Genomic DNA, 13,949 nt, shown 5'->3' on the forward strand with positions numbered 1-13,949 from the left:
TTTTTAACATCTTTTCTTTAATGAAAGGCTGAAAGGAATTGCCGGATAATGCCGAGTGTCATCATATCGGCCATCTCCAATGCTTGAGACTGCATCTGATCGTACCGTGCCATATTTTGCTCATAATCGCCAGCAAGACGGGTAGCTGCTTCTTCTGCCACCAGTCTCAGATGCTCTTGGAGCATCCTCTCCATTCTTGCTCGGACCAGAAAGGATTGATTTGGCTTGAAAAATAGAGCCAGTGTCCGCATTGGCGCACCAGCACTTACTCGCGGTGCATAGAGCTCATTGTCTTATGAATAGAATATGATCGCCAAAACTTCATTTATATGGTAGGATGATTTTGGAATTTGGCATCAAAATGATGAATTGGGCTGTTTAAAGCCCTTTTTTCTATGTTTTTCTTGACACTTCCGTTACGTAAGAGTGTACATTGGCTCGTGAAAGGGGTGGAAACGCCATGAAGATGAAAGAAGTATGCAAGCAAACGGGCCTTACGGAACGGACGATCCGCTATTATGTGGAAGAGGGGCTCGTGGCACCGGAAGTTTCGGTCCGCAACGGGCGGGAGTACCGCGAGTATTCGGCGAAGGATGTAGAGCAACTGCACACGATCGCCGGACTTCGGAAGTTGTTTTTTACCATCGATGAAATCAAGGATATGCAGCAGCGGCCGGAGCGTATTCAAGAGGTGCTAGCTGCTTATAAGTTAAAGCTGGCCAATGATGCAAAAGCCAAAGCGGCAATTGTGGATGCGCTGAACGGTATTGCTCCGGGCGAACTGCGGGATGTGGCCAGCATAGCAAGCAAGCTGAAGGATATGTCCGAGAAGCTGCCGCTGCCGCAGAGGGACATTAATCCGAACTTCGGGAAATTCGAGCAAGGAACGAAGACGGAACGAGAGCAGGAATACGGCCGGTTCGTCGAGCGACAGGCGAAGCAATTCAAGAGAGGCAAGATGATTGTCTACACGATCGCGATATTGAATATTGTGATGGCGGTTTTCTCATTTGTCTTGAATTCTAATATCCTATCGCTCATCATTCAGATTGTGCTAGCTATCTGCTTGATCGCCGGAGTAACATGGGTGCGTTATTTGTTCGCTGTCGGCGCGGCGCTGGCCGTATTCTTAAGCATACAGCTGCTAGTGTTGAGCGTGAGTGAGGGATTAATCGGTTTTATCATCTATTCATTATTTGTGATAGCCTATAGCGGCATAAGCAGCTTCCTCCTGTTCAAGAGCGAGGCGGTAACCGAGTTCCTATACGCACAGAAGAATGGCTGACACTCTCCTCTGGAGAGTTTTTTTATTTCTATTTTTTTCGACATTTCCCGGGCAATTCAGCAGGTCTTAGCCTCTATCATGCCGAATACACTTATTTGAAGGGGAGGGATAAGATGGACTTATGGTTAATTTGGCTCATCGTAGCGGGAGTGCTTATTGTAGTTGAAATGCTTACGCTGACCTTTTATCTCTTATGGCTGGGCATCGGAGCTTTGGCAGCTGCCATTGTCGATGTGATTTATCCGGATGCATGGCTGCTTGAAGTCGTCGTCGGATGCGTCGTCGCATTGCTGCTTACCATATTCACTAAGCCGCTCACCCGCCGATTCCAAGTCGGGAGGGGCTTTCGGGATGCCGTTGATGAATTGGTCGGGATGCAAGGGACCGTGCTGGAAGCTATCGATCCGGATACGCCGGGCATTGTGAAGATCGGCAGCGAGACATGGAGCGCCAAGTCTAGCGAATCTATTAAAAAAGGCGAGGCGATTATCGTAATCAGCCGTGGAAGCGCCTTTTTGCAAGTAAACAAATGGGGAGGCTAAAGCTATGGGATGGACGGTAACCATTGTTATTGTTGTGATCGCAGTCGTTTTCATCGCAATGTCGGTGAAGATTATTCCGCAGCAGAGAGTCGGAGTCGTTGAACGATTGGGCAAATTCAGCAAGCTGCTGACGCCGGGCATCAATATTCTGATTCCTATTATCGACCATGTTCGTACCTATCATGATTTGCGGATTCAGCAAGCGAACGTACCGCCGCAAACGGTTATTACGAAGGATAACGTCCAGGTCAAAATCGATACAATTATCTTCTATCAGGTGACGGGACCTGAACAAGCTACATATGGCATTTCTGATTATGTATACGGTGTGCGGAACATTAGTACCGCCACGATGAGACAGATCATCGGCAAGATGGAGCTGGACGAGACGCTGTCAGGCCGGGAGAAAATTTCTTCGGATATTCGGATCGCGCTCGACGAAGCAACCGAGAAGTGGGGCGTCCGGATTGAACGCGTTGAGGTTATTGATATTCAGCCGCCAAGTGATATCCAGGATGCAATGGATAAGCAGATGAAGGCGGAGCGCAGCAAGCGCGCCTTGGTTCTGGAAGCGGAAGCTGCGAAGCAGGATATGATTCTTCGTGCGGAAGGCGACAAGCAGAGTAAAATTCTAAAGGCGGAAGGCGAGAAGGAAGCCCGTATCCGTCAAGCCGAAGGGCAACGACAAGCCCAGGAGCTGGAGGCGCTCGGCGAAGCGAAGGCGATTCAATCTATCGCCGAGGCGGAGAAAAATCGGATCGAGCTGCTTCGCGCTGCTGGATTGGATGAGCAGGTGCTTACGTACCGCTCCCTGGAGGCGCTCTCTGATATTGCTAACGGGGCGGCCAACAAAGTGTTCATCCCGACGCGTGCCGTGGAGACGCTTGGCAGCATTGGAGCGATCGGCGAAATGCTGAAGGAAAGCAAGAAGTAAGAACGGCAGTATGAACAGCTTCTCTCCAAGACTGCTAGCCTTGGAGGGAAGCTGTTTTCGCTGACGGGCCATGTGACAAAAATCGGGATCATTCTGCATTATGCTGCCTCCATTCGATCATAGACCTTAAAACAACCTTAAAAAAGTGTGACCAAAGGCGGAAATAAACGTATACCTTTGTATGAGCAACACATATCGAAAGGAGAGAGTGTTTTGAACTTTATGAACCAGGACCCGAATGCCCAGCCGGCTCCGAATCCAAATCGTAAGCCGCCTGAGCTTAAGCCGGGAACCGTCAAGAAGATGGTGATCGGCATCGTAGCAGCCGTCGTGCTGTTCTATCTGGGCTCGACATCCTTCTACACGGTACAGGAGCAGGAGCGTGCGGCGATTCTGACATTCGGCAAGTACGATCGCGAGACGTCTTCCGGCCTGCATTTCAAATGGCCTTCGCCCATTCAAGAGGTTAGAATTGTTCCTGCCGAGCTGACTCAGCATATTACGATTGGCTACCGCGAAAACGGTAACTCCGTAACGCCGGTGGATGAAGAGTCCATGATGATTACGGGGGACGAAAACATCGTATCGGCTGATGCGGTCGTGACATGGAAAATTAGCAATATCCGCAATTATTTGCATAATATCAGTAACCCGGAGCAGTTCCTGCGGAACGCGACCAGCGCGTCGATCCGTTCTGTCATTGGATCGCAGAAGCTGGATTACGCGATTACGGACGGCAAGACAGCCATCCAGGACCAAGTCCGCGAGCGTTTGATCGAGCTGCAGAACAAATATGAGACAGGCATTCAAATTATCGACTTGAAATTCCAGGATATCGAACCGCCGGGCGGAGAAGTAGAGGACGCGTTCCGTGCCGTTACGAATGCCCGTGAAGAAAAAAATACGAAGATTAATAATGCAGCCAAGTATGAAAATGACCGCATCCCGAAAGCGCGCGGCGAAGCGCAAGCGCTGATCGAGAAGGCGGAAGCAGAGAAGAAATCCCGTGTCCTGAATGCGCAGGGCGATGTGGCGAAGTTCAATGCAATCTATGCTGAGTATGCGAAGAACCCTGGTGTAACCGAGAGCAGGCTTATTTTGGAGACATTGGAGAAAATCCTGCCGAATGCTCAAATCTTTATTACGAATTCCGGCAGCGACACTGTCAATTATTTGCCGCTTAACGAGCTTCTGAAAGGAAGCGGAGCTTCCTCCACAAACAGCAACAATAACAACACTGGCAGCAATCAGCAATCGCAAGGAGGTGACGGACAATGAAGCCAAAGTATTGGATAGGAATCATCGGTGCCGTCGTCGTGCTTATGCTCGTCGCAGGTTCTCTCTTTGTCGTGAAGGAAGGCGAGTACAAGGTGGTGCTTCGCTTCGGAGAGGCGAAGAGAACGGTTATGGAGCCTGGGCTTAATGTCAAAATTCCGTTTATCGAAAGCACGACGACATTGCCGAAGTATCAAATGACGCTGGAGAGCAATCCGGGTCAGATTATGACGAAAGACAAGAAGCCGATCTTAGTGGATAACTATACGATTTGGCGCATTTCCAATCCAGAGAAGTTCTACCGCAAGCTCTTTTCGGTAAGCGGGGGCTCGCAGCGGATCGACGAGGCGGTTTACAACTCCGTCAGAAGAAAGCTGTCTGAAGTCGATTATGATGTGATCATTAGTGAGAACTCGGCTAGGGGCAATATTAATGACGAGATTACGAACGATGTTTCGCATGCATTGGAGCGGGATGATTACGGTATCGAGATCGTGGACGTTCGTATCAAACGTACTGACCTGCCGGATAGCAATAAGCAGAGCGTGTACAACCGTATGATCTCCGACCGCCAGTCCATTGCAGCACGTTATCTGTCCGAGGGCGACGAGGAATCCCGGAAAATTACGTCCAAAGCAGATCGGACCGCTATGGAGCTGATGGCCCAAGCGGAAGCTGACGCGAAGAAGATCATTGCCGAAGGCGAGCAGGAAGCGGCTCAAATCTATAATAGTGCTTACGGCAAGGACGCTGAATTCTACAATCTGTACCGAACATTGGAAAGCTATGTCGTGACATTGAAGGATAATCCAGTCATTATGTTGCCGATCGATTCGCCTTATGCGAAAATTTTGTTAGGAAAATAATCGAATCATTTCTGCAGGCGCTAGCAATCTCTCGAAAATATGCGGTTGTCCCTGGTCATGCGTACACGAGTGTCATAGATTTCCTTCATAGATTGTATAGAGGTGAATCGATTGGCCAAAAACTACGCAAGCCGTAATATTAGAGGGAAGCTGCGCGTCTGCAATTACTTGCTGAAGGATGCTGAACTGCGCCAATACGTGCCTAGGACGGTGTCCTTCAGTCGTTCCAACTTGCAAATGATGACAGATGCCTATTCATCCATATATGTAAAGCCGGATATTGGATCATTAGGTATCGGCGTGTGCAAAGTGAAGCGAAAAGGAAAAGGATATGAATTGAAAGCGGTGGATGGCAAGCGGCAATGGAGCACACGTTATGACAGCTTCTCAGGATTGTACCAGAAGTTATCCGGTATGAAAGGGAAGCTTATTATTCAGCAAGGCATCAAGCTGGATCGCGTGAACGGTCGTCCCTATGATATAAGAGCCATGGTTCAGCGGAGACCGGGAGGCAATTGGGTCTGCACAGGGTATATGGTGAAGGTGGGGGCCGCCAAAAAAATCGTTACGAACTACTATCAAGGCGGCACGATTTATACGCTGGGCAAGCTGCACCGGAAGCAAGGCCTGTCGGGGGATGAGGCAAGCCGCAGAGAGCGGACGCTGTCGTCCGCATCTTTGCGGATTGCAAGATCGCTCAGCGGCAGGAGAACGGGAATGAACGAGATGGGCATTGATTTTGCCCGCGATTCGTCAGGCAGTCTATGGGTGCTTGAAGTGAATTCCAATCATCCTCAGTTCCATCCGCTGAAAAATATTGACCCTGTGGCCTATCAGAAAATGAAACGGTACGCGTCTTATTATGGTAGACGGACTGCCAAATAGGGAAGGATCAAAGATCGGGAGGGCATCCTGATCTTTTTTCTATTCATATGATTATTGGGCTTGAAAAACTAATGGAATTAGTTTATATTAAAACTAACGACATTAGTTTTAGGGAAAAGGACGTGAACCTAATGAGAAAAATTCGTCAACAAACGGTTGTTCAACTCACTTATTTGCCTAATTTGTTTCCGGTCAATTGTTATCTTGTGGAGGAGGAAGACAGCTTAACGCTAGTCGATGCCGCACTCCCTGCCAATGCGCCTGCTATTCGGAAGGCGGCTGAAGAAATGGGCAAGCCAATTACCCGGATTGTCTTGACCCATGCGCATGGCGATCATGTTGGCTCGCTGGATGCCTTGAAGAAACAGCTGCCTGATGTGAGAGTCTATATTTCGGACAGAGACGCGAGACTCCTTCGCGGCGACTCAACTCTATTAGACGGGGAAGAACAGCTGCCGATCCGGGGAGATGTTCCTAAGAAAATTGAGACATTGCCGGATGTACGGCTTCAGGACGGCGATCGCATCGGCTCGCTTCTTGCATTGTCGACTCCCGGTCATACGCCAGGCTCCATGTCCTTCTATGATGAGCGGACGGGGGTGCTGATCGCAGGCGATGCCTTCGCGGCACGGGGCGGACTGGCGGTAGCCGGACATATGAAGCTAAGCTTCCCGTTCCCGGCGCTTGCGACCTGGAGTCCGCTAGCCAGCCTTGAGAGCGCACGCAAGCTCGCCGATACGCACCCTGCCTGGTTGGCAGTGGGACATGGCAATATGATCGCTAAGCCTGAGCAAGCCATGAGGAAGGCGATTGCCGAATGCGAGCAACGCCTCTTTAAGAAAGGAGTAATAAAGCATGTCACCTAGAGCTGGATTGGATTTGACGCAAATCGTGCTGACGGCGGCGCAGCTGGCTGATACGGACGGTGTAGAAGCAGTAACGCTGGCCTCCGTTGCGCAGAAGCTTGGAGTCAGGTCTCCTTCGCTATACAATCATGTCAATGGTTTGCCAGCGCTTCGCTCCCATCTGGTTCTTCATGGTTTAGGGCAATTGAATGAAGCTCTTCGGGAAGCTTCGGGACAGCGGCAAGGAAAGGAGGCGGTGATGGATATTGCGAATGCTTACTTATCATTTGCCAGAAATCACCCCGGCCTCTATTCGTTAACGCTTCGTTCTCCTTCCCATGAGCATCAGGAGCATGTGAAGCTTGGCAGTGAGCTTGTGGAGCGGCTGTTGACGGCATTAAAGCCGTATGAGCTGTCGCAGCAGGAAGGCATTCATGCCGTGCGGGGATTACGAAGCCTGCTCCATGGCTTCGCCTCTATTGAAGCGGAGGGGGGATTTGGCATGCCTGTTGAAGTGAACGAGAGCTTCCGCTTCGCGCTGGGACGATTTTTGGCAGGACTGGAACAGTCGAGCCTGTAATTAACTTTCACTGTACATTTTCGAATTGCTGTAGTAATATCCAATCAAATGACGTGATGAGTGAGGATCCTTTGCCCTGTGCGAAGGGTCCTCCGTCCGTTCACAACATCGAAGATGAAGAAGGTATCGATTACATGAAGGGACGTATGTCCAAAGCAAGCTCTCACGTCGTAAAGCTCGGCATGCCGATGACAGCCCGGGTTTGGCGCAATGCCCGTGTTGACCTTGGGGCCTCCTGTCTGTTCGGTCTATTCAATGTTGTCATGAATCAATTCTATGTCGCATTCGCGATCCAACAAGGAGCTAGCAACCTTCAGGTTGGATTACTGACGGCAGCGCCTGCTGTCGGTCTAATCTTTTCACCTATTTGGGCGAATTGGATTGAAAAAGCCCGCAATCCAAAGCCGTTCGTCATTATTCCAAATGCAATCGGCAGGCTGCTCTTGCTGCTTCCCGCGTTTTTCGCTTATCCTTCGGTTTATGTCGTAACCGCACTGCTCTTCCAATTGATGATGGGCATTCAATCGCCGGCGTATGCCGCGCTAGTATCCCGAATGTATCCCACGGACATTCGCGGACGGCTGATGGGCTATGTCCGGGTTGCTATGGGCATTCTCATGATTCCGCTTGCCTATATGGTCGGCGGATGGTCGGATGCATTCGGTCCATCCGGACCGCTTATAGCAGCGTCCATTGCAGGGGTGTTGTCCATTGGGTTTTTCAACACGCTCAAGCTGTCCAAGAAGGTTGAGCGCAGCTCCCATCCGGCAATGAAGGCTGATGAAGAACCGGTTCGGAGGCGACAGAGGTTTTCGATGCGGGAGCAATGGGAGCTTGTCGTATCGAATCGAACGCTTGCTGTATTTCTGGCGGCTACGACATTCGCGGGCTTCGGCAATATGCTGGCCAGCCCGCTCTACCAGATTACTCAGGTCGACGTGCTTGAGTTGTCCAATGTGCAGATCGGATATGCGCGTGTCGCTTACTTTACGGCCTTGCTTCTCACGTTCTGGATTGCGGGGCTGATGATTGACCGATTCCCTATCCAATACACGCTTATGATCGGGATCGGAGCCTATGCCGTCGTACCGATGCTGTACGGCGTATGGGGAACCTATAGCGCTGTTATTGCAGGCAATGCGATTCAAGGTATTGGCGAAGCGATATGGGATATCGGCATTCTGGCTTTTGTATTCCGGCTGGTGCCGGGCCGCGAGGCTATGGTATTCGGCATTCATCTGATGCTGTTCGGTGTACGGGGAACGGCGGGGCCGCTGCTGAGCTCTTCGCTGACATCGAGCCTGTCGCTCAGTACGCTCCTTATCGCAGCTTCCATCTGCGGATGGATCGGCACGGCGCTGTTCGTGTTCGGCAACCGCAACCAAAAGGTCTTGCAGGTTCACTAATGACAAAAAAGAGGACATTCTCATTGCATATCGCAATAAGGATGTCCTCTCTTGTTTGGTCGTCCGCTTAATATAACGATATTGTCAGCGTGTCCCGTTCGTAGTACGAATGTAGCGTAGCTTCGCTGCCTACGATTTCGACGCTTATAAGAGAAGTGATACATTTCTTCAAGGCATTTTTCCCGGTTGTCAGCTTACGGTTCAATATGGTGGACAGCTTGTCCAGCGCTTGTTTGTTTGTATCTGTCAAGTATACAGGTATCGTTTTATTTTGGAACATCAGCATGGTTTTCATGGGTATGACCTCCACCCTACGAAGGATTTTTTTCTAGTCTAACGGATAAATATTAAATAAGTCTTAAAAAACAGTGAGCAAAAGGTTACAAAATCGTCACTTTTCCAGAGTCTGTGCGCGATTCCGGGGCCGATCCCTCGTTTTAAGCTGTAATTAGTATACTGCAAAGCGATTGGATTGCAAGCGGTTTTTCATGATTCCGCAAAAAGGAACAGCCGCAGCAGACTTAGTAAGCATCGAGGCATCAGGGCAAAATTGCATAAAAAGAAACTAATAAGACAACTGTTTTCCGGCAAGGAGGATCGATATAATGGACTCGTAAGGCAAAATACGACACAACATGAAGTAAGCAGAATATAACGAAAAAGGAGTGCGGCTTCTATGACACGGATGGGCATTGGCTTACAGATGTATACCCTGCGGGACGTTACGGCTGTTGATTTCGAAGGCACCCTGCGCAAGGTGGCGGCATTAGGCTATGAAGGTGTTGAATTCGCAGGCTACGGCGGTATTGAAGCGGAGCGTATGCGCGATCTGTTGCAAGAGCTTGGATTGAAAGCAATCGGAAGCCATATCGGTTTGCACCTGCTGGAAGGCAATCTGGAGAATGAAATCGCTTACCTGAAAACGATCGGGGCGAAATACGCGATCTGTCCATGGCTGCCTCATGAGGCACGCGATGCGGAAGCTTGGCGCGGCCATCTGGTGAAGTTCGAGCAATACGGCAAGCGCTTCCGCGAGGAGGGCATAGCGTTCGCATATCATAATCATGAGTTCGAATTCGAGGTTGAGCTGGATGGTCAGGTCGTATTCGACGCTTTGTATGAGCGAATCTCCCCGGATTATTTGCAAGTTGAGATGGACATTGGCTGGGTACAATATTCGGGTATTGATCCGGTCAGCTACGTGAAGAAGTACGCAGGCAGATTGCCGCTGCTTCACTTGAAGGATTTCCGCGGCGGGGAAAAAGGCCAGCAGATCGATACGGTTGAGCTTGGCAGAGGCGATTTGCCGCTGGACGCCGTTATTGCTGCTGCTTCTGAGTCCTCTGTGGAATGGATCATCGTCGAGCAAGACGTATGTGCGAATCCGCCGCTCGAATCGGTTGCTACGAGCATGGCGTGGTTGAAAGAAAACTATTTATCCAAATTTGAATAAAGGCAGGGGAATTCGAAATGTCTAAAGTAAGAATTGCTGTAATTGGTTGCGGATCGATCTCGAAACACCGTCATATTCCGGAGTATGCTGCGAATCCGAATGCAGAGCTGGTCGCTTTTGTCGATCCGGTTATTGAGCGCGCGCAGCAATTTGCAGATAAGTACGGCGCAAAGGCTTATTCCGATTATGAGACGATGCTGGCGGAAGTAAAACCTGACGCTGTGAGCGTCTGTACGCCGAATGCGCTTCATGCGCCTATGAGCATCGCTGCAGCCAAAGCTGGCGCGCATGTGCTGGTCGAGAAGCCGATGGCGGTTACGGATGCTGAAGCGGAAGCAATGATTCAAGCGGCTAAGGATAAGGGCGTACAATTGATGGTAGGCCACAACCAGCGCTTTATGCCTCCACATGTGAAAGCAAAGCAAATTCTTGAATCCGGCGTACTTGGCAAAGTATTGACGTTCCGTACTTCCTTCGGCCACCCGGGACCGGACGGCTGGAGTGTGGACGGCGCGAACAGCTGGTTCTTCCGCAAGGATGAAGCGCTAATGGGCGCAATGGGCGACCTCGGCGTTCATAAGTCCGACCTGATCCGCTGGATGCTGAATGATGAGGTGGCGGAAATCGGAGCGTTCGTAGGCACGCTTCATAAGGAAGGAACGCAAGTCGATGACAATGCTTCCTGTATTCTTCGTATGCAAGGCGGAGCAATCGGCACATTGGTTGCAAGCTGGACATACTATAGAGGCGAGGACAACAGCACGATTCTATGGTGCGAGAATGGCGTTATGAAGATCGGCACGCATCCGGATGATCAAGTTATTGTAGAATTGCGCAACGGTACGGTTGAAAAGCATAAAGTAGGCGCAATCTCAACGAATGATAAGCAGGAGTCCAGCGGCGTAGTCGATGCTTTCCTGGAGAGCATCGTGAACGGCACAACTCCGGCGGTATCCGGCGAAGAAGGCAGAGCGTCGCTTAAGGTTATTCTGTGCGCTTTCGAATCTCAAGAAACGGGCAAGTTCATTTCGGTAAACGGGTAATTTTCCAGGCCGGTTACAGGCTGCAAAAACAGCCTCCAATCCTATGCATGTCATAGGTTTGGAGGCTGTTTTTTGTGTATAGAAGCTAATGAGTAGATTCTAATAATGCAGTAATGACAGGAGGTTCCCCCTTATTTCTGCGGTATTGGTAATTTTTGCGCCATGAAAGGGCTATACCCCCATGCTAAGATAAGTGACATCGAGGGCCGATTCGATAAATTCTAGCAATTTGGGAGGAATGAGAGAATGAAAATGCAGCCAATACGCATAGGCGTAGCTAGCATTCTAGCGGCAACGATGATCGGAACAGGATGGGCAGCTCCGAAAGCAGATGCCGCTAATGCAACACCGATCGATTTGAATGTCCAAACGCACTACATCAACTATGAAACCTTAAATACAATTGCTCAAAAATACGGCATTAATTTGGACAAGCTAAACATCAAATTTAACGGCATCGTCATCAAGTGGCCATCCTTCGGCGGTAATGCGCCAGCACCGACACCGTCCGTGAAGCCAACGCCGACGCCGACGGTAAAGCCGACACCAACAACGACGACAAAGCCAACACCGACAACGAAGCCAACACCAACGGCGAAGCCGACACCGACAACGAAGCCAACGCCAACACCGACGGCGAAGCCGACACCAACTCCGGCACCAACACAAACACCGGCTCCTGAGACAGGAACTTTGCAATCGCAAGTTGTAGCACTCGTGAATCAAGAGCGTGCTAAGCTGGGCCTTCCGGCTCTTCAGACAGATGCTCTGCTTAATAAAGTAGCGACAGAGAAGGCACGGGATATGGATGTGAACAACTACTTTAGCCATACATCCCCAACTTACGGATCGCCATTCGATATGATGCGCTCCTACGGTGTGAAGTATATGTCCGCCGGTGAGAACATCGCTTCCGGACAACGCACCGCAGCACAGGTTATGAATGATTGGATGAACAGCCCTGGTCACCGCGCCAATATCGTAAACAAAAGCTTCACGAAAATCGGCGTAGGTTATGTCAACGGCAAGTGGGTTCAAATGTTTATCGGCTAATGAACAATAACGCGGGTTTCGGAGCGTTCGGACAATCGTTCGGCGCTCCGAATCCGAACTAAAATCATGTTGGAGGTACTACGTTTTGAAGAAAGCTTTTCTGGCAAGCGCCGCAATTGCATTATCGATTACATTATCCGCCGGTACAGCACACGCATCGGCAGGCACACATACGGTAACAAACAAGGATACATTCTGGACCCTGTCTCAACAGTATAAGGTCCCTCTTCAAACCCTGATGAACGCCAATGCGTCCGTCGACCCGATGAATTTGCAAATTGGCATGAAGCTCTCCATACCAGGACAAGGACAATCATCTGAAACCATGAAAGCGATGGCAGATTCAACAACGGCCATTCCGCTTGCGAGTGGCGGTCATGTACAAGGACCGGGCGGTTACGACTACACTTATACCGATCAGATGTCTCTTACTGCTACTGCTTATACGGCAGCGGCATCTGAAAACGGCAAGTGGGGCGGTGTCGATTACTTCGGCAACAAGCTGAAAGTCGGTACGATTGCGGTCGATCCAAAGATGATTCCATTGGGTACGAAATTATACATCACTGGCTACACCTATGATGGATTGCCAAGTGTAGGCATTATCGCAACTGCAACCGATATGGGCGGTTCGATCAAGGGCAACCGAATCGACATCTTCGTACCGGGTTCCACACAACAAGCCATGAAATTCGGCATTCAGAATATTGAAGCTTATATCCTGAAGTAACGCCTACCGATATGCTTTTCTTCCGAGCAGCTCCGGCAAGGTTACGATATCGTAGCCTTTGCCTTGCAGCATTTCGATCAATAAGGGAAGTGCATGAATCGTTCCCGATAGATCCTGCTTATCACCGCCTCCGGCATGCTGGAGGATGATCGAACCTGGCTGAAGCGTCTTCTTAATATTCGCGAGGACGCGTGCGCTGCTCGGATTATTCCTCCAATCCTCGGAATCGACATCCCAGTTCACAACCGTGAATCCGTTTTGTTTGCCCCATGCAATCTGGTGAGGCTTCATCTCTCCGTATGGCGGTCTTACCAGCCTTGGTGAAACCCCGACAATCCGCTTTATGATACCATCGGTTTTCCAAATTTGCTGTTGAAATTGAGCTGGCGCTAGCTTGGACAATACAGCGTGGTTATACGAATGATTGCCGATCACATGTCCTTCTCTCATGATTCGTTTCACAAGCTCCGGATGCTTGGCTGCCCGGTCCCCCACGATAAAGAAAGTAGCGCGAATATGATATCGGCTTAATGTATCCAGGATGTCAGGCGTCACACGCGGATCAGGTGCGTCATCAAATGTTAGAGATACACTGCGCATATCCCGGGATCCGCTCATGACGAAGGTGCCGGGGTATTTTTGTTGCATATGAACCCAGGACATGTCCTCCCTGCGTTTATTTCCCTGCTTAATATTTCGTTTCCCAGAGCGGGTTGTTTTTTTGGGTTTTTTTCGATTTTGTTTTGGATTGGTGTTCTTTTTATTTTGACGTACGGCAGACTGCTTTTGTTTCGTCTTATTATTGGTAAGTTGTTGCTTAGCCGGTTCTAATAGCCATGTTGCAGCTTCGCTTACGGATGAGGCAGAAGCGGACGGTCCAGCTCCCGCCAAGATGCCTGTGGCTAGGGTTACTGAGATTATGACTCGCAAAAGGATTTGTAGTGTTGGCATACCCGCTTCCCCGTTCTTCTGGCTTAGTTTGCTTCATGTGTTGCTGTACATATAACCTTTCCGGCAAGGATTAGGATCATGCACAGAATAATGGTTTCGGT

The 13,949-nt window shown here is 49.9% G+C and carries 16 protein-coding genes; 13 read left to right on the plus strand and 3 right to left on the minus strand.

Annotated features, from left to right (window positions below):
* Positions 1-17: 17 nt before the first annotated feature.
* Positions 18-185 carry a hypothetical protein gene (locus tag D3P07_RS27040; RefSeq protein ID WP_182914302.1) on the minus strand — a complete coding sequence of 56 codons (168 nt, stop codon included), beginning with the start codon at positions 183-185 and terminating at the stop codon, positions 18-20.
* A 275-nt stretch (positions 186-460) separates the two neighbouring features.
* On the opposite strand from D3P07_RS27040, the gene D3P07_RS13065 reads away from it, so the two are divergent.
* From D3P07_RS13065 to D3P07_RS13105, 9 genes are all read left to right on the plus strand, one after another.
* Positions 461-1,285 (plus strand): MerR family transcriptional regulator, encoded by an 825-nt coding sequence (locus D3P07_RS13065; RefSeq protein WP_119800639.1) that lies wholly within the window; start codon positions 461-463, stop codon positions 1,283-1,285.
* Between the two features lie 113 nt (positions 1,286-1,398).
* The gene (locus D3P07_RS13070; protein WP_119800640.1) at positions 1,399-1,827 is read left to right on the plus strand and encodes an NfeD family protein; all 429 of its coding nucleotides are present in this window, start codon (positions 1,399-1,401) and stop codon (positions 1,825-1,827) included.
* A gap of 4 nt (positions 1,828-1,831) precedes the next feature.
* Positions 1,832-2,761: an SPFH domain-containing protein gene (locus tag D3P07_RS13075; RefSeq protein WP_119800641.1), complete on the plus strand. Its 930-nt coding sequence runs from the start codon at positions 1,832-1,834 to the stop codon at positions 2,759-2,761.
* 222 nt (positions 2,762-2,983) lie between these two features.
* Positions 2,984-4,039: an FtsH protease activity modulator HflK gene (gene hflK / locus D3P07_RS13080; protein WP_119800824.1), complete on the plus strand. Its 1,056-nt coding sequence runs from the start codon at positions 2,984-2,986 to the stop codon at positions 4,037-4,039.
* A complete protein-coding gene (gene hflC / locus D3P07_RS13085; protein ID WP_119800642.1) occupies positions 4,036-4,902 on the plus strand; it encodes a protease modulator HflC in 867 nt (288 codons plus the stop codon). Before hflK ends, hflC begins: the two co-directional genes overlap by 4 nt.
* 111 nt (positions 4,903-5,013) lie before the next feature.
* Positions 5,014-5,787, plus strand: coding sequence for a YheC/YheD family protein (locus D3P07_RS13090; RefSeq protein ID WP_119800643.1), 774 nt, complete (start codon positions 5,014-5,016; stop codon positions 5,785-5,787).
* 131 nt (positions 5,788-5,918) lie between these two features.
* Positions 5,919-6,653: an MBL fold metallo-hydrolase gene (locus D3P07_RS13095; protein ID WP_119800644.1), complete on the plus strand. Its 735-nt coding sequence runs from the start codon at positions 5,919-5,921 to the stop codon at positions 6,651-6,653.
* Positions 6,643-7,212: a TetR/AcrR family transcriptional regulator gene (locus D3P07_RS13100; RefSeq protein WP_119800645.1), complete on the plus strand. Its 570-nt coding sequence runs from the start codon at positions 6,643-6,645 to the stop codon at positions 7,210-7,212. Before D3P07_RS13095 ends, D3P07_RS13100 begins: the two co-directional genes overlap by 11 nt.
* Positions 7,213-7,346: 134 nt before the next feature.
* A complete protein-coding gene (locus D3P07_RS13105) occupies positions 7,347-8,618 on the plus strand; it encodes an MFS transporter (RefSeq protein ID WP_259391479.1) in 1,272 nt (423 codons plus the stop codon).
* A 67-nt stretch (positions 8,619-8,685) separates the two neighbouring features.
* Here D3P07_RS13105 and D3P07_RS13110 read toward each other — a convergent pair whose 3' ends face one another.
* Entirely contained in the window at positions 8,686-8,913 is a 228-nt protein-coding gene (locus D3P07_RS13110; protein WP_119800646.1) for a 3-dehydroquinate dehydratase, read from the minus strand.
* Between the two features lie 381 nt (positions 8,914-9,294).
* Here D3P07_RS13110 and D3P07_RS13115 point away from each other — a divergent pair, with 381 nt between their 5' ends.
* The 4 genes from D3P07_RS13115 to D3P07_RS13130 all read left to right on the plus strand — a co-directional run bounded on the left by D3P07_RS13115 (position 9,295) and on the right by D3P07_RS13130 (position 12,897).
* Positions 9,295-10,071 (plus strand): sugar phosphate isomerase/epimerase family protein, encoded by a 777-nt coding sequence (locus tag D3P07_RS13115; RefSeq protein ID WP_119800647.1) that lies wholly within the window; start codon positions 9,295-9,297, stop codon positions 10,069-10,071.
* Between the two features lie 17 nt (positions 10,072-10,088).
* The gene (locus D3P07_RS13120) at positions 10,089-11,114 is read left to right on the plus strand and encodes a Gfo/Idh/MocA family protein (protein WP_119800648.1); all 1,026 of its coding nucleotides are present in this window, start codon (positions 10,089-10,091) and stop codon (positions 11,112-11,114) included.
* 246 nt (positions 11,115-11,360) lie between these two features.
* Positions 11,361-12,167 (plus strand): CAP domain-containing protein, encoded by an 807-nt coding sequence (locus D3P07_RS13125; RefSeq protein WP_119800649.1) that lies wholly within the window; start codon positions 11,361-11,363, stop codon positions 12,165-12,167.
* Between the two features lie 85 nt (positions 12,168-12,252).
* Entirely contained in the window at positions 12,253-12,897 is a 645-nt protein-coding gene (locus tag D3P07_RS13130; protein WP_119800650.1) for a 3D domain-containing protein, read from the plus strand.
* Between the two features lie 3 nt (positions 12,898-12,900).
* Here the strand turns inward: D3P07_RS13130 and D3P07_RS13135 are convergent, their stop codons facing one another.
* Positions 12,901-13,560, minus strand: a complete 660-nt coding sequence (locus D3P07_RS13135) for a polysaccharide deacetylase family protein (RefSeq protein ID WP_119800651.1) — start codon at positions 13,558-13,560, stop codon at positions 12,901-12,903.
* Positions 13,561-13,949 lie beyond the last annotated feature (389 nt).

The organism is Paenibacillus sp. 1011MAR3C5 (assembly GCF_003591485.1).
Classification (GTDB): domain Bacteria; phylum Bacillota; class Bacilli; order Paenibacillales; family Paenibacillaceae; genus Pristimantibacillus.